This window comes from Lutispora sp. QWL-02, from assembly GCF_058315355.1.
Window position 1 is genome coordinate 1,897,555 of record NZ_CM177762.1, and the last position, 22,923, is coordinate 1,920,477.

Annotated in this window: 25 protein-coding genes; 22 read left to right on the forward strand and 3 right to left on the reverse strand. The window is 41.6% G+C overall.

Going from position 1 to position 22,923, the window contains the following annotated elements; all coding sequences use genetic code 11:
• Positions 1–66 precede the first annotated feature (66 nt).
• The 7 genes from acpS to AC4HCY_RS08725 all read left to right on the forward strand — a co-directional run bounded on the left by acpS (position 67) and on the right by AC4HCY_RS08725 (position 5,440).
• Complete coding sequence (gene acpS, locus AC4HCY_RS08695; RefSeq protein WP_323431910.1) at positions 67–516, forward strand: holo-ACP synthase; 450 nt, start codon at positions 67–69, stop codon at positions 514–516.
• The gene (locus AC4HCY_RS08700) at positions 464–2,023 is read left to right on the forward strand and encodes an NAD(P)H-hydrate dehydratase (RefSeq protein ID WP_491095863.1); all 1,560 of its coding nucleotides are present in this window, start codon (positions 464–466) and stop codon (positions 2,021–2,023) included. Before acpS ends, AC4HCY_RS08700 begins: the two co-directional genes overlap by 53 nt.
• A gap of 12 nt (positions 2,024–2,035) precedes the next feature.
• Positions 2,036–2,665 (forward strand): hypothetical protein, encoded by a 630-nt coding sequence (locus AC4HCY_RS08705; RefSeq protein WP_323431912.1) that lies wholly within the window; start codon positions 2,036–2,038, stop codon positions 2,663–2,665.
• A gap of 65 nt (positions 2,666–2,730) precedes the next feature.
• Positions 2,731–3,915, forward strand: coding sequence for an alanine racemase (gene alr, locus AC4HCY_RS08710; RefSeq protein ID WP_323431913.1), 1,185 nt, complete (start codon positions 2,731–2,733; stop codon positions 3,913–3,915).
• A 178-nt stretch (positions 3,916–4,093) separates the two neighbouring features.
• Positions 4,094–4,369, forward strand: a complete 276-nt coding sequence (locus AC4HCY_RS08715) for a CopG family ribbon-helix-helix protein (protein WP_255227058.1) — start codon at positions 4,094–4,096, stop codon at positions 4,367–4,369.
• Between the two features lies 1 nt (position 4,370).
• Positions 4,371–4,727, forward strand: coding sequence for a type II toxin-antitoxin system PemK/MazF family toxin (locus AC4HCY_RS08720; RefSeq protein ID WP_255227057.1), 357 nt, complete (start codon positions 4,371–4,373; stop codon positions 4,725–4,727).
• 146 nt (positions 4,728–4,873) lie between these two features.
• Positions 4,874–5,440 carry a hypothetical protein gene (locus AC4HCY_RS08725; RefSeq protein WP_323431914.1) on the forward strand — a complete coding sequence of 189 codons (567 nt, stop codon included), beginning with the start codon at positions 4,874–4,876 and terminating at the stop codon, positions 5,438–5,440.
• 4 nt (positions 5,441–5,444) lie between these two features.
• Here the strand turns inward: AC4HCY_RS08725 and AC4HCY_RS08730 are convergent, their stop codons facing one another.
• Both AC4HCY_RS08730 and AC4HCY_RS08735 read right to left on the reverse strand, forming a co-directional pair.
• A complete protein-coding gene (locus AC4HCY_RS08730; RefSeq protein WP_491095864.1) occupies positions 5,445–7,076 on the reverse strand; it encodes a diguanylate cyclase domain-containing protein in 1,632 nt (543 codons plus the stop codon).
• A 71-nt stretch (positions 7,077–7,147) separates the two neighbouring features.
• Positions 7,148–8,044 carry a radical SAM protein gene (locus tag AC4HCY_RS08735; protein ID WP_491095865.1) on the reverse strand — a complete coding sequence of 299 codons (897 nt, stop codon included), beginning with the start codon at positions 8,042–8,044 and terminating at the stop codon, positions 7,148–7,150.
• Between the two features lie 193 nt (positions 8,045–8,237).
• On the opposite strand from AC4HCY_RS08735, the gene AC4HCY_RS08740 reads away from it, so the two are divergent.
• Complete coding sequence (locus AC4HCY_RS08740) at positions 8,238–9,941, forward strand: PucR family transcriptional regulator (RefSeq protein ID WP_491095866.1); 1,704 nt, start codon at positions 8,238–8,240, stop codon at positions 9,939–9,941.
• A gap of 19 nt (positions 9,942–9,960) precedes the next feature.
• Here AC4HCY_RS08740 and AC4HCY_RS08745 read toward each other — a convergent pair whose 3' ends face one another.
• Positions 9,961–10,653, reverse strand: a complete 693-nt coding sequence (locus AC4HCY_RS08745) for a cyclase family protein (RefSeq protein WP_491095867.1) — start codon at positions 10,651–10,653, stop codon at positions 9,961–9,963.
• 395 nt (positions 10,654–11,048) lie between these two features.
• Here AC4HCY_RS08745 and ftcD point away from each other — a divergent pair, with 395 nt between their 5' ends.
• From ftcD to AC4HCY_RS08815, 14 genes are all read left to right on the forward strand, one after another.
• Entirely contained in the window at positions 11,049–11,954 is a 906-nt protein-coding gene (ftcD, locus tag AC4HCY_RS08750; protein ID WP_491095868.1) for a glutamate formimidoyltransferase, read from the forward strand.
• A 77-nt stretch (positions 11,955–12,031) separates the two neighbouring features.
• A complete protein-coding gene (allB, locus tag AC4HCY_RS08755; protein ID WP_323431920.1) occupies positions 12,032–13,444 on the forward strand; it encodes an allantoinase AllB in 1,413 nt (470 codons plus the stop codon).
• Positions 13,445–13,750: 306 nt separating this feature from the next.
• Complete coding sequence (locus tag AC4HCY_RS08760) at positions 13,751–14,365, forward strand: cysteine hydrolase family protein (protein ID WP_491095869.1); 615 nt, start codon at positions 13,751–13,753, stop codon at positions 14,363–14,365.
• A gap of 19 nt (positions 14,366–14,384) precedes the next feature.
• The gene (locus tag AC4HCY_RS08765; RefSeq protein ID WP_323431922.1) at positions 14,385–14,960 is read left to right on the forward strand and encodes a UbiX family flavin prenyltransferase; all 576 of its coding nucleotides are present in this window, start codon (positions 14,385–14,387) and stop codon (positions 14,958–14,960) included.
• Positions 14,938–16,311, forward strand: a complete 1,374-nt coding sequence (locus AC4HCY_RS08770) for a UbiD family decarboxylase (RefSeq protein ID WP_491095870.1) — start codon at positions 14,938–14,940, stop codon at positions 16,309–16,311. The genes AC4HCY_RS08765 and AC4HCY_RS08770 overlap by 23 nt, the downstream gene beginning before the upstream one ends.
• Positions 16,312–16,330: 19 nt before the next feature.
• On the forward strand, positions 16,331–16,615 hold the full coding sequence (locus AC4HCY_RS08775) for a BMC domain-containing protein (RefSeq protein ID WP_323431924.1): 285 nt from the start codon (positions 16,331–16,333) through the stop codon (positions 16,613–16,615).
• Positions 16,616–16,627: 12 nt separating this feature from the next.
• Positions 16,628–16,930 (forward strand): hypothetical protein, encoded by a 303-nt coding sequence (locus tag AC4HCY_RS08780; protein WP_323431925.1) that lies wholly within the window; start codon positions 16,628–16,630, stop codon positions 16,928–16,930.
• A complete protein-coding gene (locus AC4HCY_RS08785; protein ID WP_491095871.1) occupies positions 16,930–17,271 on the forward strand; it encodes a BMC domain-containing protein in 342 nt (113 codons plus the stop codon). Before AC4HCY_RS08780 ends, AC4HCY_RS08785 begins: the two co-directional genes overlap by 1 nt.
• The gene (locus AC4HCY_RS08790) at positions 17,272–17,553 is read left to right on the forward strand and encodes a BMC domain-containing protein (protein ID WP_323431927.1); all 282 of its coding nucleotides are present in this window, start codon (positions 17,272–17,274) and stop codon (positions 17,551–17,553) included.
• A gap of 32 nt (positions 17,554–17,585) precedes the next feature.
• Positions 17,586–17,810: a hypothetical protein gene (locus AC4HCY_RS08795; protein WP_491095872.1), complete on the forward strand. Its 225-nt coding sequence runs from the start codon at positions 17,586–17,588 to the stop codon at positions 17,808–17,810.
• A 46-nt stretch (positions 17,811–17,856) separates the two neighbouring features.
• Complete coding sequence (locus tag AC4HCY_RS08800) at positions 17,857–18,126, forward strand: EutN/CcmL family microcompartment protein (protein ID WP_323431929.1); 270 nt, start codon at positions 17,857–17,859, stop codon at positions 18,124–18,126.
• Positions 18,127–18,159: 33 nt separating this feature from the next.
• On the forward strand, positions 18,160–19,947 hold the full coding sequence (ade, locus tag AC4HCY_RS08805; RefSeq protein WP_491096099.1) for an adenine deaminase: 1,788 nt from the start codon (positions 18,160–18,162) through the stop codon (positions 19,945–19,947).
• Positions 19,948–20,074: 127 nt separating this feature from the next.
• The gene (locus AC4HCY_RS08810; RefSeq protein ID WP_442916682.1) at positions 20,075–21,370 is read left to right on the forward strand and encodes an NCS2 family permease; all 1,296 of its coding nucleotides are present in this window, start codon (positions 20,075–20,077) and stop codon (positions 21,368–21,370) included.
• Positions 21,371–21,561: 191 nt separating this feature from the next.
• Positions 21,562–22,908: a 5'-deoxyadenosine deaminase gene (locus tag AC4HCY_RS08815; protein ID WP_491095873.1), complete on the forward strand. Its 1,347-nt coding sequence runs from the start codon at positions 21,562–21,564 to the stop codon at positions 22,906–22,908.
• Positions 22,909–22,923: the final 15 nt, after the last annotated feature.

The window sequence follows — 22,923 nt, forward strand, 5'->3', positions numbered from 1 at the left end:
AGGAGGATAATTTTAACTATATGTAGAATATTATTTCTAACGACTTAAGGCATCGGAGGAATTAAAATGATCATATATGGAATAGGAACAGATATAATTGAAATAGATAGGATAAAGAAAGCTATGGAGAGATATCCGGGGTTCGCTGACAGGCTTTTTACTGCTGATGAGCTGGCATATTTGGAAGGCAAGGCTTTAAGCCCCCAACATGTTGCAGGAGGCTTTTCAGCTAAAGAAGCGGTGTTGAAATCCATAGGGACCGGTCTTCGCAATTTCAAATGGAAGGAGATCGAGATAATCAGGGATGTCAAAGGAAAGCCCTTTGTAAGATTGAACGGAAAAGTGAAAGACTATGCTGATGGCAACTATATAGGCGATATTCACATAACTATATCTCACAGCAGGAATTATGCTACCGCAACAGCTGTGGCTGAGATTTCTATTGAAAAGAGGTGGATGGATATTGAGAGCATGCTTGTCGGAGCAAATGAGATGCGCGGACGAAGTATCAATTAAAGAATTCAGCATATCCGGCATTGTTTTAATGGAGAATGCTGCTTTAGGGATTGTAAAAGAAATAGAAAAAGAGATGGAAGGAGGGCGCCTGCCTAAAGAGGGGGAGGCTTCTTTGATCTGCGGAACCGGAAATAACGGCGGCGACGGCTTTGCCGCAGCCAGGCATCTCGCATCCAAGGGATGGAGAACAGTGGTATTTATATGCGGTGACGAGAAAAAAATAACCGGGGATGCTTTGATAAACTTAAACATAATAAAGAAGCTTGGTATTCCTATTCTCAGCATGGAGGATTCAAATATAGAAGCCCTGGATATCATGTTCGGCAGAAGCCATATGATTATCGATGCCATGCTGGGAACCGGCTTTAAAGGAAGGCTTAAGGGCAATTATGAGACAATAGTAGATAAAATAAACAAGCAGCGCAAATACGTGCTTTCCATAGATAGCCCCACCGGCCTGAATTGTGATACCGGCTTTGCAGAAGGCAGCTGCATCAAAGCCAATAAAACGGTTGCTTTAGGGCTGCCTAAAATAGGGCTTGTTATAAATGATGGCCCCTATTATTGCGGGGAGCTTGCGGTATGCGGATTGTCAATTCCTGAGCAGGCTTATGATAGAGTAGGGATCAGCAGATACTTGACGGACAGAGATTATGTCAGCGGCTGCATCAAGCCCAGAAAGGCTCATGGACATAAGGGGACCTACGGGAGAATATTGATAGCGGCAGGTTCTAAAGGAATGGAAGGGGCAGGGCTTTTAGCCGCCAAGGCAGCCTTGCGGAGCGGAGCAGGAATTGTAGAGCTGGCAGTACCTTTGTGCTCATTTGATGCGGTTCGGGGTGTGATACCCGTGGTGATAACCCGGGGGCTGACGGATGATGGAGAGGGATGCCTGGCTTCAAAAAGCAGCGGAGAAATCATATCGGCACTCCGCAACGCCTCAGTTTTTCTCATGGGACCCGGCCTGAGAACATCTTCTCAGGTCAAAGAGGCTGTTTTTGATGCGGTGATAAGCTGCAATAAACCTGCTATATTTGATGCGGATGCATTAAATGTGATATCTGAAGAACCGGCTATTTTGCTGCAAAGGCGGTCAGCGACCATAATAACTCCTCATCCGGCAGAAATGGCAAGGCTTATGGGTATCAGCACAGGCGAGGTTCAAGGAAACAGACTGGAGGCGGCGGAGAGCTTTGCGCAAAAGTATAGGGTGATCGTGGTACTAAAGGGGTATCGAACGATCATTGCATCTCCCTGGGGAGAGACCAGGATCAACCCCACCGGCAATCCGGGCATGGGCACAGCAGGCTCCGGAGATGTGCTCGGAGGCATAATAGCAAGCTTTTTGGCCCAGGGAATGAGCCCGATGGAAGCGGCTTCATGCGGTGCATATATACATGGTGCCGCCGGTGACAGGGCAGCGGAGAAATACGGACAGTGGGGAATGGTTGCCTCTGACATAATCAAATATATACCGCATACAATTATGGATATAGGGGGAAAGTAGAGGAGGTCTCTAATGCGGCAGAAGGTTTTATCCATAATTGTTATAGTGTCTTTGCTGCTTGGAGGATGCATGTTTTCCGCACCCAGCGCTGAAAAAATATTAAAAAAAATGGAAGATGCACCCGGCTACAGCAGCGAAGCAAGGATGGCTGTTAAAAATAACAGAAGCGTATTTTACTACAATCTTAAGCAGTATTATAAAAAACCGGATAAATTCCGAATAGAGTTTTATGATGACAATCTGGTGATGAAGCAAATAATGATCTACAATAACGGGCAATGCGGCATTTTTCATGTGGGTATTGATAAGCCTTTCAAATCCGATACCTTTGCAGGTACTAAGGAACACAACTCTTTTCTATCTGCTTTTCTTGAAAATTATAAAAATGCTCCGGATGCAAAATGGACTGTGGAAGAGAAGGATGGCAGAGATTATTATGTTTTTCAATGCAGCATTGCAGGCAATAATCCCTATTTTAAAAAGGCCTTGCTGCATGTAAATCCGAAGAACGCTCAACCATTGCTCTTAAACGTATTTGCTGAAGATGATTCAAAGACATTAGAGGTAGAGTATAAAACATTCTTATATGGCACTGAAGCGGACGATTCACTATTCGACATAGAAGAACAAAAATTTTCTTAATATTTTGATAAAGATATACATACAAGTGCTATAATATTATTGAAAATGCAAAGGAGGGTTTATGGATGTACAATATTGATCTTATAAGGCCTGCCTGGGCGGAAATAAATTTAGACAACTTAGCCGATAACATGAGGGAGATCAGAAGGCTGGCGAAGGATAGTGCTCAAGTGACAGCCGTCATAAAGGCTGATGGGTATGGGCACGGAGCAAAATATATTGCTCAAACCTTGTTGGAAAACGGGGCGGACAGATTTGCCGTATCAGGGCTGGATGAAGCTCTGGAATTAAGAAAATCCGGTATAAAGGAACCAATTTTGATTTTAGGCTATACTCAGCCTGAGAGGGCTAAGGCTATTGTTGGCAATGATATTGAGCAAGCGGTGTATTCTTATGAATTGGCCAGGAGCCTTTCAATGGAGGCACAGAGGCAAAACAAGACAGCAAAGGTTCATATAAAGCTTGACACAGGCATGGGAAGAATAGGTTTTAAGGCTGATGAGACTGCAGCAGCCCAAATAAAAGAGATATATAATCTTCCTAATCTGATAATAGAAGGCATGTTCACTCACTTTGCTATTGCGGATGAAAAGGATAAAAGCTATACTAATGAGCAGTTTGACAAATTTATTCGGGTTGCTGACCAACTGGAAAAGGAAGGAATATTTATCAGGCTGAAGCACTGCGGAAACAGTGCGGCTATAATAGATCTCCCACAAATGCATCTGGATATGGTCAGGGCGGGGATAATACTTTACGGCCTTGCGCCATCAAAGGATGTGGAATTGGACGGAATAAACCTGAAGCAGGTTATGTCTTTAAAGGCTAGAATCACCCATGTAAAGGAAATCGATGCCGGAGAGAGCGTCAGCTACGGAAGAAAATTTATAGCTTCCCAAAAAACCAAAATTGCATCATTGCCATTGGGCTATGCGGACGGTTATACCCGAATGCTGACAGGAAAGGCTCAAGCCTTGGTGAATGGCATCAGGGTGCCGGTAATAGGCAGGATATGCATGGATCAATGCATGATAGACGTTACAGGTATTGAGGATGTAAAAGTAGGGGATGAAGTCGTATTATTTGGCAAACAAAAAAATTCCTTTATTTCCATAGATGAAATAGCAGAAAAGCTTGGGACTATTAATTATGAAATTGTTTGCATGATTGGCAAGAGGATTCCGAGAGTATATGTAAAAGATGGGAAAATAGTAAACATAGTAAATCATATTTCCCCCTATGGAGATTAAAACCTTAAAAGACAGCATGTTGGTAAATATTATATATAGCTTAAATGTAAAAGTTGGTATATAATAGTCTACATATGGTTAGCATAAATTCAGAACACTGTTGTCTTGAGGACGAATATTTTTATTATTATTTTCATACATATTGGATAAGACGATAGATAAACCTGGAGGTGCTAGTGTGGCTGAATGTAAAAGAATAGTCGTCAGTTTGCCTGATAGCCTTTTAAAGGAAGTTGACAACATAATTTGTACTGAACAATGTAATAGAAGCGAGTTCGTGAGAAAAGCAATGAAATTTTATTTGAGCGAAATGAAAAGGATGAATTTTATAGAAAGCATGAAAAAAGGTTATCTGGAGATGACTGAGATAAATATTACACTAGCAGAGGTTGGGCTTACTGCTGATTATGAGACTATATGCAGGTATGAATCAAGGCTTGCGGAGTGTGAATAATGTGATTGTAAAAAGAGGCGACATTTTTTATGCAGATTTAAGCCCCGTTGTTGGTTCTGAGCAGGGAGGAGTCAGACCTGTACTTGTTATTCAGAATGATATAGGCAACAAATATAGTCCTACTATAATTGTTGCTGCTATTACTTCACAGATTAACAAGGCAAAGCTGCCTACTCATATTGAAATCAGCGCGGAAGAATATGGCCTTACTAAAGATTCTGTTATTCTTTTAGAACAGATAAGAACAATAGATAAGAAAAGATTAAAGGAGAGGATTGGGCATCTATCAGATGAGCTTATGAAGAGAGTGGATGAATGCATCCAAATAAGCTTTGGATTGGCTGATTATACAATATAAGGGCGAAAGCCCTTTTCTTATTTTTTGTTTTATTGTTTTTCAAATATTACAAATCTGAAAAATATACAGGATTTTCTATTATAATGTCGAATAGTAAGTTAGCGGCGGTTAGCTATCGTATAAAACGGGAAATAGGAGGAAAATTAATGAAGATCAGCTTTTGTATATCTAAAACAAAAATAGTAATAATAGCAGCGGTAATTATTCTGACTTCTTTTGTAATACTGGGTTCGGCAGATGGAGCTATTCCCGGTTCAGAGAGTGATCCCATTGTGACATTGAGCTTTGTGGAGAAGAAAATCGATCAGATCAAATATTATATAGATTCTACGACGGAAGGCCTTAAAAATGAAGTGATGAAATATTCCGGAAGCATGGAAGAATATAAGGCACTGATAGATAAAAAAGATGCAGAAATACAGGATTTAAAGCAAAAGGTGGAGAGCGCCCTGACTTTTAAAGTGGTACAAATGAAAAAAGGTCAGATATTGCTTGCAGGAGAAGGCTCAGAAATAATAATCAGATCGGGGAAAACTACTGCAGTATATGGGAAAAACGGAGGACTTTCCGATATAACAGCAGCAAAGGATCTGCAAAGCGGAGAAGCCATAGTTTTAAACCATATGCTCATATCATCGAGAGAAGACGGCAGAGGTGTCAAGGCAGAAGGGGATGCGTTCTTGATCATCAAGGGCGGTTATATATTGAAATAACAATTCATGCGTGAGGGCAATCCAATGAAGCCATTCGCACACAATTTCGACCTGCACTTTTCGCCTGATACAGAGCATTATCTGCTATTTCAATATATTCTTTTATCGAAGCATTTATATAATCGAGAATTACTGTATAACCAATACTTATTGTGACTTTAAACTGTTTTTCTCCATATGTATAAGGAATGTTTGAACCTTCCACATTTATTCGAAGTTGTTCGGCAATATGATAAATCAGGTTTATATCAACGTTTTCCACTATACAAATAAATTCTTCTCCGCCATAGCGTCCCACAAACCCCTTTACCTGGTTCATAGCCTCTAATAATATATTGGCTATTTTTCCCAAGCACATGTCGCCATATGCGTGTCCCATACCATCATTTACCCATTTGAAATGATCAATGTCTATCATTATAAGTGCATGATACTTTCCAAAGTCGGGATTAGTAAGTGACTCCAGCTTTCTGTTTATGTTCCTTCGATTAGGCATGTTTGTCAGAGTATCGTAATTTGCCTGCTTTATTAGAATCGAATTTTGCTTTTTCAATAAATCAACAATTTTTTTACTCTCGATGGATTGGTTCTCGATTATTTCATTCAGCATGGCATTGGGAGGCATTTTGTACACTAATTCACTTTCTAATTTTAGAATTTCCAATCTATGAATCAAATTCATAGATTCGATTTTGCTTACTAAATAGTGATAGTTAGTAAAATGATTGAGGGCCTCTTTGTACTCTCCAATTGAGACATAATAATCATGATATAGCTTTTCTATTTCAGCAAGCTTTTTGTCAGCAGAGCAGGATACAGCTATTTTATACGCCTGATCAAGTAATGGTAAGGGATCGCTGCTTTTTGACTGTAATTCAAGATCAAACAATTGAATCAAAACATCTATAAGATAGTATTTGTTATCAATACTTGCAAATCTTTCTTTGGCTTGATAAAAATAATCTCTTGCTGCGTCCAAATTGCCTTTCTTCATATGTATGATACCAATTTTATTAAGCAATTCCCCTGAATAAATGATATCATTATTTGCATCAATAAGTGAAAAAGATTTTGTAAAATAATCTAAGGCTTTATCAAGATCATTCTTTAGGAGATGAATATTTCCGATATTCGTTAGGACTGCAGCTTGATAAACATCTATTTGATTTAGCATCGCCAATGCCTCTGCTTTCTCATAATAAGGCATTGCATTATTATAATCCGCTGCTTCCATATGAACTTCGCCTATATTAGAAAGTATTGAAAGATACAGTTTAGGACAGTCTTTGCTTTCTACCAAATCTTTAGCAGCCATAAAGTATCTTAAAGCCTTTTGAAATAAGCCGGAATAAAAGCAGAAAATGCCAAAATAATTATTTGCTCTGGCTTGTCCTTCTATATCGCCCATTTCTTCAAAACACATTAATGCATGTTCTGCAGTTTTGAATCCATTTACAGAGTCTGACAAGTTCCTGTAGATAAAGCACATGTCTAATAAAACCTCACCGAGAAGTTTTTTATCAGAATTTGCAATAGCCATATTATATACTTGAATAAAAACATCAAGAGCACAATAATAATCAGTGTTCATTTTTTCTTTTCCTATCTTATAGAGCTCTCTTACTGAAGTGTTCATTTTATATCCTCCCAAAACTTGGTCAGCAGCATTGCCATACTATATTGAGCACTTTATTCTAACAAAAGCATTTACTCTATTCCGCCCAGATCAAAGATAGGTATATATTGCTCATCGGCACTGTCTTGAGCTTGCATAAATCCATTCTCAAGACCAATTGATACAGCATAGTCTATAAGGCTTTCATAATGCTTGTAGTTCAATTTTTTATTTATTTCCGTATAGTCCTTAGCATTATACATAGGAGTATACTGACACATAATATTTAAATAAACTGCAGGGGGCAGATTTTCTATAACCCAATCAACAATTTTCTTTGAATCAAACAAGAGCCCGGGAAGCATCATGTGGCGTATCATCAACCCTTTGGTTAAAATGCCGTTATCGTTAACGACAGGGTTTCCGACCTGCCTGTACATCTCAAGGATTGCACTTGCGGCATGCTCAAAATACCCGGGGGCTTTGGAATATTTAATGCTGTATTTATCATCATAGTATTTCAAATCAGGCAGGTATATATCTATAAGGCCTTCCAGGCATGACAAGGCCTCCGTATTTTCATATCCGTTTGAATTATAGATCACAGGTATGGCCAAACCGTTATTTTTCGCAATATTTACAGCCTCCTTTATATGATATATATAAGGAGTAGGACTGACAAGATTTATATTATGCGCGTTATTTTTTTGAAGCCGAAGCATTATATCAGCCAGGCTTGCTACTGATATTTCCTTTCCGAAGCCCTCTTGGCTTATATCATGATTTTGGCAAAAAACGCATTTCATATTGCAATTGCTTAAGAAGATTGCGCCCGACCCATTGATGCCTGAAACACACGGCTCCTCCCATTTATGCAGGCATGCTTTTGCAGCCCTTATTTTATTTTTTACTCCGCAATAACCCGGATGATCATTTCTATTGATCATGCACATTCTTGGACATATAGTGCATTTTTCCAATCCTTTCATTTTACCACCATTTTTTCGGCACACTATTGTGTGTCCCATACTTTACATTAAGAGAAGCAGTGTCCCTTTCCTAAATAATTTTATCAGATACTACATGGTCTATAAAGATTTATTTTTATTTCTAAAGCTTTCCATATATGTTATAATATTTAAAAACAAGCTTCGCATTTTACTCATATATGGGGGTGGTAGTATGCTTAAGGAGCAGGGTATGACAGTCAGAGAAGCAATGGGCTTGGAACCCTTAAAGACATCAAAGGTAATTGCCGGATCTGAAGGATTGGACAGGATCATTGTAAGGCTAAACATCATGGCCGATCATGAAGGCATAGACTGGGTCTCTGAGGGTGAACTGCTAATAACAACTTCTTTGGCATTAAAGGCAAAGCCTGACTTGAGCAATGATCTGATAGGAAACCTTCATAATAAAAATTTGGCTGCGTTGGCTTTGAAAGCCGGGGGTTTGGATATGCCTATAAGCCAGGAGCTTATTGATGCTGCTGATAAGTACAATTTCCCTTTAATAGAATTAGACCCCAATGTGCCCTTTGCATATATAACTGATAATTTATCTTCTCATATATTCAATAAACAGACCGCTTTGATCATACGGATGGAAAATATTCATAACAATTTGATGAATGTGGTTTTATCCGGCGGCGGCCTTCAGGATATAGCGGCAATGCTTTATGAAACCATAGGAAACCCCATTGTCATCTGGGATAATATATTTGGCGGTTGTGTCGGAGACGATGGCTCTCCCGATAGTTCATTATTAAACAGCAATTTATTCTCTATTGTGCATAATGAGGACAGGACTAAGAACTTGTCCCAGAACGGTATAAAAAAGTTGACAAGCTATGCTGATAATATCAATGGGAGGATTGTAAAACGCATTCTATTCCCCGTCATGGTTTCTGAAAACATATATGGATATGTTTTTCTGTGGGAGATGTTAAAGCCCATAGGAACTATAGACTACAGAACCCTTGAGACCGCATCTGCGGTTATCGCATTGGAGATAATAAAGAGGATGTCCGTTTACCAGGTAGAAAGCAGATACAAGATGGAGTTTTTAGAAAATCTGCTTTCCAGAGATACAACGATGCAAAACCTTGCCTTTGAGAGGGGTTCCTTTTTTGACTGGAGTGAAAAGGACGGACATACTGTGATGATAGTCAGCATTGAGAGCAGGGAGAAAATTCCGGCGCATAAACAGATGACTCCCAGTGAGATCTTCGCTCAATATAAGAATAGTATTATTCAAGATATTGATGAAATCTTAAAAAAGGAAAATGAGAAAGCGATCATAGGCGAAAAGAGCGACAGCATAATAATTTTACTTAGATCCGCTGAAGCAAGAGATGTAGAAGAAATGGGCAAAAAGGCGCGGCGTATAGGTGATAAGATAATCAAAGCGGTTGACCATAAGTATCAAAAGACCAAGGTAAACATAGGCATAGGAAGGCATTGCACCAATGTGAGATTGCTGTGGAAAAGCTATCAGGAGGCAAGAAAAGCTATGCTGCTGGGAAACAACTGCGGAAGAAATGCTATGCACTTTGATGATATAGGGGTTTATAAAATACTTAGCCAGGATAATATTAAAAATGAATTGGTCGCTTTTTATGAAAATACAATCCTACCTTTATATGAGTATGATAAAACGAGGAATACGGAATTCATAGCTACCCTCAAAGCATATTTCGAGCATAACGGGAATATAAGGAAAATGGCAGAAGCTTTGTATACTCATTATAATACGGTGCTCTATAGGCTGGAAAGGATCAAGGAGATTTCCAATATAGATTTGAAGTCTCCCGAGAGCAGATTAAATGCAGAGGTAGGGCTCAAAATAATGAAAATAATCGAAGAAAATGGCAGCCGGTTCCAGTGACCGGCTGCCATCAGTTTGTCTATTCTTCAATCAAAGCGACGGCTCTGATGGGAGACCCGGAGCCATCTCTTATTTTGAGAGGCAGACCGAAAAAAAGAAATCTTTTGTTAATGAGCAAGTGCAAATTGCATAAGTTCTCCGTATTTGTCATATTGTACTTTCCGCAAATATAGTGCCCTGAAAAATCCAAGTCATCCGGGTGGTCAATAGCAGGCGCATCCACCCCTATATTTACTACTCCTTTTTTTGCGAGCCATTCTGCGGCATCTTTGTTCAACCCGGTATAAGAGGTTTGCCATTTGTCGGTATTGAAGTTTCTGTCATAATGTCCGGTGTAAAGAAGGACGATATCACCTTTTTCAATCTGCTGGTTTGACTTCCTCATCGCATCCTCCAAATCCTTTGGGGTTATGAAGCGTTCAGCTTTTACATGGCTTAAGTCCAAGCATATAGCGCTGCCCCAAAAATATTCAAGAGACATTTTATCAATGGTCGGTCCTGAAGGCTCATATTCCCAGATTGCATCCGTATGGGTTCCGCAATGCTCACTGATCAATAAATTTCTCGCAGAAAAACCCAGGGTCTTACTTTTTGTTTTTGCTCTATTTTCATCGTGGGTCATATTTGTCATTATAAATGTGTTTTGGTGCATAGGAAATATTGACATACCTTGATATATTTCTTGTGACAAATCTAAAAGCTTCCATGCCATATAATTCTCCCCTTCACATAGAAATACCGATTTCAGGTTCAATTAGACAAAAGAAGAATAAATCCTTTGAAATTTTGAAAATATTTTAAAGTTGTTTGTTTTATATAATTCCAGTGTAATTAACGCTGCTTGTTTTAAAGTATTTTTGTTGCTTTTTAACAAAAAAAGTTATTTTTTAAAGCTTGTACATTTTGGGACCCACTCAAGCATATATATGGATAAATGCATATCACTGCATGTGAAATATTAACAACTAAAAGGATGGGTTGGGAAAAAAATCATATATTTCTTTATAAAATTACTCCAAAGGTATTGAGCATCAAAAAATTGAACTAATATTTGGAATATTTAAAATAATTTGCTGTTCAAATATCAATTTTGTTAGGAGGTATAAAATGGCCCAATATATCCAGGCAGTTCCCAATTTCAGCGAAGGAAGGCGCAAGGAAACAATAGAGAAAATTTTAAACGAAGTTAGAAATGTGAAAGGCGTAAAGCTTGTGGATTACCATCCCGACCCGGACTTTAACAGGACTGTCGTAACTTTAATCGGAGAGCCGAAGCCGCTTAAGGAAGCATTGCTCAATATGGCAGGAAAGTCTATTGAACTCATCAATATGGAGGACCAAAAGGGCTCTCATCCCAGAATTGGCGCACAGGATACCATTCCCATCTTTCCTCTGAAAAATATTACCCTAGAAGAATGTGTAGAACTGGCGGAAGAGATAGGAAGGGAAGTATATGAAAGGTTTAAGGTGCCTGTTTATTTTACGGGAGAGAATGCGAGAAAAATTGAGAGAAAAAATTTGGACTTCATCAGAAAGGGCCAGTATGAAGGTCTTAAAGAAGTTGCACATACAGATGAAAGAAAGCCTGATATCGGGCCTGCCGCATTGCACCCCACTGCCGGAGCGACTATTGTAAGCGCGGGGACAAATCCCTTGGTGGCTTTTAATGTGATTTTAGATACTTCAAATTTAGAAATCGCTAGGAAGATAGCCCGAATTGTAAGAGGACCGAGCGGCGGATTTACTACTGTCAGATCGGTAGGTTTAAAGTTTGAGGAACGAGACAAGGTTTGTGTATCTATGAATATGTTTGATTATGTCAATACACCTCTGTATCGCACCTATGAGGTTGTGAAGCTTGAAGCGTCAAGGTATGGCATCAATGTGATCGGCAGTGAGCTGGTGGGAGTAGTGCCCGTTGAATCTCTGATAAATTCCTTGGAATTTTACATAGGACTGGAGAATTTTAATAGGAATCAGATATTGGAAAATCATCTTCTGGATTTGATTTAGAAAAAAATGCGACAAAAGAGAGACCGGAGAACACGGATTGGCACGGAATCTTCCACAAAAATAAAGGAGGTAAGAAAATGTCTATTGATTTATTGATCAAGAACGCAATGATACCAAAGGGTGACACAACAGTGAAGGTCGATATCCTGGTGGATAAGGGAATTATAGTAGGATTCATGGAACAGGCACAAATCCAGGCGAAGGAAATAATAGATGCCTGTGAGAAGCTGGTGATCCCCGGATGTATAGATTCTCATACACATATCAACGATCCGGGATTCACCCACAGGGAGAATTTTTTGACGGGAACTTCCGCCGCTGCCAGCGGAGGCGTTACCACCATAATAGACATGCCATGCTGCAGCGTGCCTTCGGTGAGAAGCGTAGATAATCTGGAGTATAAGCTGAGCCAGATTGCAGATAAAGCCATAGTTGATTATGGCATGTGGGGAGGAGTCACCGGAGAGGACGTAAGAAATAATTGGCTTCATAATGTCAAGGAGCAGGCTGATTATGGAGTTTGCGCTTTTAAGGTATATATGACGCCTTCTGTGCCTACTTATCCCAGAGTTACTGACCCTGAAATGCTGGAAGCCTTTAAATCTGTTGCAGCTACAGGCTTGCCCATAGGTATACATGCAGAAAACTATGCGATGTGCGATTTCTATGTCCAAAAGCTAAAAAATGAAGGCAGGCTGGATGGGCCTGCATGGGCCGAAGCAAGGCTTGAGCTGGCAGAAAAGGTTGCCATTGAGCTGGGGATAAGCCTTGCAGAGTTCACGGGAGCAAGGCTGCATATAGTTCATATGAGCACGGGCATTGGTGCGGTTTTGGTTAAAAATGCAAAGATGAGAGGCTTGGATGTCACTTCCGAGACCTGTCCTCATTATTTGACCATCAACTATCAGGATGCCATGTCAAAATATGAAAGCTTTGCCAAGATAGCCCCACCTTTGAGGACTGTAAAGGATAATGAAATGCTCTGGGAGGGTGTGACAGACGGAAGTGTTGATTTCATAGCCACAGACCATGCTCCTTATGAGATCTCTACTGAGAAATGTGCAGAGGGCATGAACATATGGAACAGCTTCCCGGGAATACCGGGAGTTGAAACAATGGTTCCCGTGATAGTGAGTGAGGGCTATAACAAAGGGAAAATAAGCCTGAGCAGAATGGTTGAAATACTATGCAAGAATCCGGCAATACACTATGGCCTATACCCTAAAAAGGGATCCATGGAGATAGGCTCCGATGCGGATTTCACCATAATCGACCTGGACAAAGAATGGACTATTGAGCAAGAAAAGATGTATACAATGGCAAAATATACTCCCCTTCATGGGATGACGCTCAAAGGGAAGCCTGTTAAAACCATAGTAAGGGGAAGCCTGGTATATGAAGACGGCAAAGGCATAATCGCAAAACCCGGCTATGGACGATTCGTGAAAAGACAGACCATAAGCAAACTGCCGAGGCAGATTAAATTTTGATTTTATTGCAGTAGCTTGTTGTCTGACTGATATAAGAGTGCGTTGCGAAGGGACTTAGAGTTTGTTAGCGATGTATAGGAAAAGCTGCGTCAACTGTTTGAGCCTATATGCTGTTAGTTAGAAAATCTCATAACTTACTTGAGTCTTAACAGTAATGATAGACGCTGCATGCGAGTTTTGACGCAGCCCTATACAAGCTTACAAAGTCTTAGCTCCGGAGCTCTGCAATCGTTATCAGTCAGGACAACAGGATAACAAACTGCTGAAATGAGTTGTTTAAATAAATATAAATAGAGGAGGGCTTTTATGGGAAAGCATTGCATTCTTGTCATCGATATGTTGAATGACTTTATTGGGGAAAATGCAGCCTTAAGATGTCCCGATGGAGAAAAGATTGTCCCCGCATTGCGCAAGTTGATGGATTATGGAAGAACAAGGCCGGAAGATATCCATATCGTCCATATCCAGGAGGCTCATAGGAAGCATGATGCGGATTTTAGAGTAAGGCCTGTCCATGCCGTCGCCGGAACCTGGGGCTCCCGGATAATCGATGAGCTTAAGCCGGTTGGAGATGAATATGTAATTCCCAAGAGAAGGCACAGCGGTTTTATGTATACGGATTTGGATCTATATCTCAGGGAAGAGAATATAGATACGGTTGTAGTAACAGGGGTATGGACCAATGTTTGCGTAAGAAGTACTGCTTCGGATGCTTCCTATAGGGCGTACAAGGTGATTGCCATATCGGACTGCTGCGCATCAAAGGACGAAGAAATGCACAGAGCCGGGCTTAGAGACATGACCATCTTTGCCAAGGTGATGACTGTCGATGAATATATCAAGGCATGGGAAGAAGGGGAAGATCCATGGAAGGACGCGGGGCAGCCCGATAATAAAGAAAAGGGCCGCTGCTGCTCCTGATATGTTTGGAGGAATTTAAATGAGGCTTATTATAGGCATCAGCGGAGGCAGCGGTGCAATCTATGCGCTGGGGCTCTTGCAGACCTTAAAGCTCCTTGGAATAGAGATACATCTGGTGATGACGAAGATGGGAGAAGATGTGGTCAAATATGAATGCGGACTGGATAAGAATGATTTAATGGAGTTTGCCAAAGAGATTTACTCCTATGATGATCTATATGCTCCCATTGCCAGCGGTACATTTAAAACTGGAGGCATGGTGATCATACCATGCTCGATGAAGACATTGGCTTCCGTAGCTAATGGATATTCCGACAATTTGCTCAGCCGCAGTGCCGATGTGGTTTTGAAGGAGAGGCGGAAGCTGGTGGTGGTGCCGCGGGAAACTCCGCTGAGCACCATCCATCTGAAAAATATGCTTGAATTATCCAGGGCAGGTGCAGTCATCATGCCGGCTGCACCTGGATTTTACACTCACCCTCAAAGCATTTCAGATATGGTAGCCATAATGACGGGAAAGATTCTGGATGCCTTTGATATAGATCATGATCTCAGCGAGAGATGGGGGGAGAATGGGAAGGTTGGTGAGAGATAGCGTGATTAGGCAGTCGATGAGGGATTACCTGAAAATATTAGAAGAAAAAAAACAGCTCATGATATGCGAGAAGGAAGTAGACCCAAAATTTGAATTAGGTGCAGTGATAAAGAAGCTGAACGGCATCAAACCCGTATTGTTTAAAAAAATCAAGGGCTGCGATATAACCGCAGTGGCGGGTATCTGCGGCGAAAGATCCAGGTATGCAGAATTGCTGAATACAAGCAATGAAGGGATTGTTTTTTCTCTGATGGAGGCTGTTGCAAATCCGATGCCCTATGAGGTTGTCAGCAGCGGGCCTGTAAAAGAAAACATAATCAGAAGGAACATAGACATTAAAAGACTGTTTCCGGTCCCTACCTTTCATGAAAAGGATTCCAATCCTTTTATTACAGCAGGCATAGTTGTAGTAAAGGATAGAAAAACCGGCAAAAGCCATACCTCAGTGAGAAGGCTGCAAGTTTTGGGAGGAAACCGGATGAGCGTGCTCATAGAGTCTCCTATGCTTCTGGACCAATACTTTGATATGGAAAAAGAAGATGAGCCTATGGAAATTGCGGTCATACTCGGCTATGATCCGATATTTATGGTTTCATCTCAGGTCAACTCTCAGATATATGGACTGGACAAATATGAGGTCGACAGCGCCTTGAGAGGAGAGCCGCTGAAGCTTGTAAAGTGTGAAACAGCAGATTTGCTGGTGCCCGCATATGCGGAGATCGTGATCGAAGGGTTTATGCCGCCCAAGATCCGTGAAAAGGAAGGGCCCTTTGGTGAAATGGCAGGGTACTACGGCGGCGGGACACCCCAGCCTATTATGGAAATAACGGCTGTATGCCACCGCAGCAACCCTATATTTCAAATAAATTTTCCTTCGAGCTCAGAGCATGTTCTGCCAAATGGGCTGATGAGAGAAATGCATCTTTATCAACAGGTAAAGAACATCATACCCACAGTTAAAGCTGTCCATTTGCCGACGATCGGAGGATGCAGGTTTCATGCGATAGTCTCGATACGCAAGACCTCTGAGGGAGATGGCAAAAGCGCTATCATTGCTGCCCTGGCAAGCAATAAGGATGTAAAGCATGTGGTTGTAGTCGATGAGGATGTGGATATTTTTGATCCTGCTGATGTAGAGTGGGCTATTGCGACCAGGGTTCAGGCAGACAAAGATGTGATCATTATTCCGGGAGCAAGAGGCTCGGGATTGGAACCGACCCATGAGCTTAGAGGCATCACAGCCAAAATGGGCATTGATGCCACAGCGCCTTTCGGAGGGCTGGAAGGCAAATTTGAGAGAACAAGCATACCCGGCTGGGAAAGAATAAATATTTCGGATTACTTCCGGTAATATTTCTGGAGGGATATAAATGGGGAGAGAAGCCCTTGGCATGATAGAAACAAGGGGAATGACAGCAGCCATACAAGCTTCGGATTCCATGGTAAAGACCGCTGATGTAAACATATCAAAGTTTTATGTTGTAGGCTCAGGCTTTGTCATTGCCATGGTAGAAGGCGATGTGGCTGCGGTAAAATCAGCAGTGGAGGCAGGGAAGAACTCCATCGGCAATATAGGTGAATTGATAGCCTTCAATGTATTGCCAAGGCCTCATGAGGATGTAATAAAATTCATTTCTCTGATAGATATGATATAGGAGGGATGCGTTATGCCGAATCCTTTGATGAGAGTCATGCTGAATAACACTTTGAACAGACCGTCAATCAATGAACAGGTGCAAGACAAGAATACTGGTGCCGCAAATCTCAGAGAAGAGCAGGAAAAGCTGCTGAAGGAGATATTAGCGAAGCATGATCATATTGCCGGCAAAGGGATAAAGCTTATTACTTTAGAAGAGCTGCAGAAAGATTATCAAAGAGATGGGCCTGCTGAAGAGAAAAATCAAATGAATAAAGCGTGTAAGAATTTAGTGAGTCTGGCTTCTGTAGGCAAGCTGCGCAGGGAGGGTTGATGATGGCCGTAGGTGCTTTTGGCCTTATAGAAGTGGTAGGGATGACAACTGCTTTAGCCGCCCTTGATGCGGCCTGCAAAAATGCGGATGTAAGACTTGTCGGCTGTGAAAAGGTCATCGGGGTAGATAAAGCGATAAGCATCACTATTGAAATAGCAGGTCAGGTAGCCGCAGTTCAGTCATCTGTGGAGGCAGGTGAGATTGCGGCAGGAAAAGTGGGAAAGGTCGTTGCCGTTCATGTAATACCGAGGCCCCATGAGGAATTGGAACGAATCTTTATGGAATTCGAAGAGAAATACAATCAGATATTATTGGATAATAAAATTGAGGAGGAAAAGTAAATGAGCGGAGAAGCATTGGGATTGATAGAAACAAAGGGCTTGGTAGGGGCAATAGAAGCCGCTGATGCAATGGTAAAGGCGGCCAATGTAACCATAGTAGGCTACGAGAGGATAGGCTTCGGTTTGGTCACCGTTATGGTGCGGGGGGATGTGGGCGCAGTAAAGGCTGCAACGGATGTAGGCGCCGAGGCCGCCAGAGCGGTGGGAGAACTTTTCTCAGTACACGTAATACCCAGGCCTCATGCAGAGGTTGAAAGGGTAATGCTGAAAGAAAATAAGTAGATACATGATTGTTGTGATTGGAGGTCTACTCCGTGGCAGACAAACGAAAATTTACTTATGAGGTTCTTCAAAATCTTATGCACGCCAAGAAAGCGTCGATATTGGTCGAAGCTGAGAGCAGCAAAAGGGTTATCACTGAAAGCGATATAAACGGGTTGAAAGACGGTCAGGAGCTTATCCTTTCAAAGGGAGATATCATAACTCCACTGGCAAAGGATAGGCTGAAGCAAAGAAAAATAACCCTGATCGTGAAGTAATAAGGATGCAAATGCATGTCAAATAGAAGTTTTGGAGGAATATAGAATGCTTATAGGAAGGGTAATAGGCACGGTTATCGCTACCAGAAAGGACGAAGGCCTTGTAGGCTCCAAGCTCTTGATAACCCAGCCCATGGATTTTGTGGGGCAGGATAGGGATAACCCTCTTATTGCAGTAGATACTGTTGGCGCCGGAGTGGGTGAAGTAGTCATTTATGTTACAGGCAGCGTAGCACCTTATGCTGTAAAAAAATCAGGAATTCCTGTAGATGCAGCAATAGTTGGAATAGTTGATAAGATAGACCTTAACGAATAAGGGGTTGAGCATGTGAAAACCGATCATATAAAAATGGCAGTAGATCATAGAAAGCTTATCGATCATCTATTGGGTGAGGACGGATTTGCTGATATCGTGCTTTACGGAGGCAATATAGTAAATGTGGCCACACGAGAGATCTATCCCGGAGATGTAGCAATAAAAGGTAAATACATAATGATGGTTGGAGATGCATCCAAGCTTATCGGGAGCAGGACAAAGGTTATTGATGTGCGGGGGAAATATATATCTCCGGGCTTTATAGATTCACATATGCATTTTGAAAGCAGCATGCTTACAATTACTGAGTTTTCAAAGCTGTCAATTCCGTCGGGTACTACCACGATTGTTGCGGATCCTCATGAAATAGGCAATGCATTAGGCCCTATAGGCATAAAAGCTATGGCTGAGGAAGCTGATGCGATGCCAAACAGGATAAAGCTTGTGGTTCCGGCTATGGCTCCGGATAGTCCCACTCTTGAAACAGCGGGGGCTGATATCAATTCAAAGGATATGGAAGATCTGCTCTGCTATAAAAATATAGCAGGAATCGGAGAGCTTCAAGGATTCAGCAATGTTAAAAATGTATATAAGCATACGCCGGAGGCCATAGATGATTTGGTCGCATCAACTGCCTATGCGGCATCATTGGGTAAAATCGTTGACGGAAATGCACCGGAGCTTTTTGGTGAAGAGCTCGCCGCTCATATAATCAGCTGCGGAGGGCGATGCTCATGCCATGAGACTACCACTAAAGAAGAATGCATTGAAAAATTGAGATACGGCATATATGTTTTTATGAGAGAGGGCTCAACTCAGAGGAATATGGCTGAATGCATTAAGGCGTTGACTGAGGAAGGCTTGGATTCACGAAGGCTTATCTTAGCCACTGATGATATGCTGTCCGATGATTTGGCGGGGCAAGGTCATATGAATGAAATAATAAGGAGGACCATAGCCCAAGGGGTGAGACCCGAAGAATCGATACAGATGGCCACGATCAATCCCGCCGCCTATTTTGGCTTCAATGATATTGGGGTATTGGCGCCGGGGAAGCTTGCAGATATCGCCGTAATCGAAGATTTGACTCAGATGAAGATAGCGGCAGTATTTATAAACGGGAAGCTCATCTCCAACGGCGGAGAATTGCTGATAAAGCTGCCGCTATATAGATATCCTGATAGTGTTAAGAACTCGGTTAAGTGCAGTACTGTTTCCAAAGAAAAATTGGAGATATATAAAGACGGCAATAAGGCTGAGGCCAGATGCATAGTTCTCATACCCGATCAAAATCTTACTGATGCAAAGCTCGTAGATTTGAGGGTATCTGATGAAAAAGTCCAATGCGATATAAACAATGATATTCTATACATTGCCTGTGTAGAGAGATATGGTAAAACAGGCGGCATCGGTAAAGCTTTTGTAACCGGCTTTGGCCTCAAGGAGGGTGCTTTTGCTGAGAGCATTGCCCATGATGCACATAATATCATAGCAATAGGCACGAACACAAAGGATATGGCACTGGCGATCAACAGAGTCATAGAAATAAAGGGCGGTATAGCCATAGCAAAAAGCGGGACAGTATTAAATGAATTGTCTCTGCCTGTCGGGGGCTTGATCACCGATGAACTGACCGCCTATGAGCTCAGCAGCAAGATGCGGGAGCTCAACAGTGTGATAAAGGATAGGCTTGGATGCAAGGTTCATGCGCCTTTTATGCACCTGTCATTTTTAGCTTTGACTACAAGCCCTAAGTGGAAGATCACCGACAAAGGTCTAATAGATGTCAACAGCTTTGAAATATTGCCGCCTGTAATTTAGTTATCCGATGCAGGACAAAGGCAAAAGCGAAAGGAGGTATAATTATAACTTTTTTCAAAACAGATCAATAAAAGGAGGGAATAACGTGGATTTGCAGACAAGAGCAAACAAAAATCCTAACTCAGGTATGTTGGAAAAGCTGTTTAAATTAAACGAGCATAAGACTACTGTTAGAACTGAAATCATAGCAGGGTTAACCACATTTATGACTATGGCTTATATCATCATTGTAAATCCTTTGACATTAAAAGAAGCAGGTATGGATTTTGGCGCTGTATTGACCGCCACCTGCCTTGCATCCGGACTCACAACGATCCTGATGGCCTTTTTGGCAAATTATCCCTTCGCCCTGGCGCCGGGTATGGGGCTTAACGCTTTCTTTGCGTATGGAGTGGTAATTGGCATGGGCTATAGCTGGCAATTAGCTTTAACTGCGGTATTTGTGGAAGGAATAATATTCATAATAATGTCTTTCTTTAAGGTGAGAGAAGCAATTATTGATTCGATACCTATGAACTTGAAATATGCGGTCAGTGCAGGCATTGGGCTTTTCATTGCTTTCATAGGTTTTGCAAATGCGGGGATCGTTAAAGCAGGAGGGGCGATAGTAGAGCTTGGAGACATGAAAAGCCCGTCTGCCATACTTGCCGTACTGGGTTTAATAATAACCGGAGTATTGTTGCATAAAAGAGTGAAGGGAGCCTTATTCATAGGTATATTGATATCAACGGCTATAGGAATAATTATGGGTGTGTCCAAGCTGCCGGAAAGCATTATTCAAGCTCCTTTGTCCATGGCTCCTACATTCCTTGCAGTATTAAAAACAGATTGGTCAACTATATTCAGCATTGATTTTTTGATCATCATGTTTACTTTTCTGTTTGTAGATGTCTTCGATACTGTGGGAACAGTCATAGGAGTTGCTTCCAAGGCAGATATGCTGGACAAGGATGGTAAGCTTCCTAAGGCCAGCAATGTACTTCTTACGGATGCCATTGGAACCGTTATGGGTTCGCTGTTTGGGACCAGTACGGTAACTACCTATGTGGAAAGCGCATCGGGGGTTGCTGAGGGGGGAAGGACAGGGCTGACAGCTTTAACCACAGGAGTTTTATTCTTGCTGGCTCTGTTGTTCTCCCCCATATTCTTGATAATACCCGGGGCAGCTACCGCTCCCGCGTTGATTTTGGTAGGACTGTTTATGATGGAGCCGATTTTGAAGATCAATCTGAAGGACTATACTGAAGCAATACCTGCGTTTTTAACGATCATCATGATGCCTATATCCTATAGCATTGCTGAAGGCATTGTTTTTGGAATGCTGTCATATACTTTACTTAAAACATTAACGGGAAAAGCAAAAGAAGTATCAATAGTGATGTATGTATTATCACTGATTTTTGTTTTTAAGTTTATAGTATAGTCAGGCCGGGAGGCTGTTGCAAAATTCCAACTTTTACATTAATATGAAAGTCCGGCGGCCTTGTCATCCTGAGGGCTATGCTCGAAGGATCTAATTTAAGATTCTTTAGTCGCTTTACTCTTTCAGACTGATAGGTTGAACGCGTTATGCAACAGCCTCTTATTGAAACAATGAAAGGGGAGACGAAAGTTATGGACACCTTGCTGATCAAAGATGGCATTATTGTAACTATGAACCCGAAGAGAGACATTCTTGAGGGCGATATATTAATAGCGGACGGCAGAATACAGTTTATAGGGCATGATTCAGATATTAAAGCAGATAGAGAGATAAATACCCATGGCAAAGTCATAATTCCGGGCCTTATACAATCTCATGTGCATCTTACGCAGGCACTTTTCAGGGGACAGGGTGATGATCTGGAGCTAATGGATTGGCTGAAAAAGAGGATATGGCCATTAGAAGGTGCCCATGACAGTGAATCCAACTATTATTCCGCAAAGCTTGGCATATCAGAACTCATCAAAGGGGCAACGACAACCATAGTAGATATGGAATCCGTACATCACACGGACAGCGCAATAGATGCCATATATGAATCCGGCATCAGGGCGATAACAGGAAAATGCATGATGGATTATGGTGCAGATGTGCCTTCAACCATGATGGAAAGAACAGAGGATTCTGTTAAGGAAAGCCTCTATCTGTTAAATAAATGGCATATGAAGGATAATGGCAGAATCAGATATGCCTTTGCCCCAAGATTTGTAGTCTCTTGCACCGAGGAACTGCTGATGCGCGTCAGGGATTTAGCCGGGGAAAACAATGCCATGATACATACTCATGCCTCTGAAAATCTGGGGGAAATCGGATTCGTCATAAAGGACAGGGGGATGAGGAATATTTCATATCTAAAGAAGATAGGGCTTACAGGGCCAAATCTCATTATTGCCCATTGCATATGGCTGGATGATGATGAGATGAAAACCCTTGCGGAAACGGGGACCAAGGTTGCCCACTGCCCAAATTCCAATTTGAAATTGGCATCCGGCATTGCGAAAATACCGGAAATGATGAAAATGGGCATCAATGTGTCTATTGGAGCTGACGGAGCACCCTGCAACAATAATATGGACATGTTTAATGAAATGAGAACAGCAGCTTTGATTCAAAAGGTAAGGCTGTTAGACCCTACCGTCATGCCTGCAGAGGCCGTTTTTGAGCTTGCTACCTTGGGCGGAGCCAAAGCAATAGGTTTGGAAGATGAGATTGGCAGCCTGGAAATTGGAAAGAAAGCCGATTTAGCAATATTAGATTTAGATAATATTCATACCGCACCATCTGTGGAAGTCAACTTGATATCACAGATAGTCTATTCTGCCAAGGCTTCAGACGTAATTACAACTATAGTGGATGGAAAGATACTGATGGAAGATAGGATGCTTAAGACCTTAAATGAAGAGGAAATAAAGAATAATTGCAATAAGCTTATCAGCAGACAGATAAGCAAAAGCAGAATAATCAGAGACAGTCTTTAAGGATGATGGGGGAAT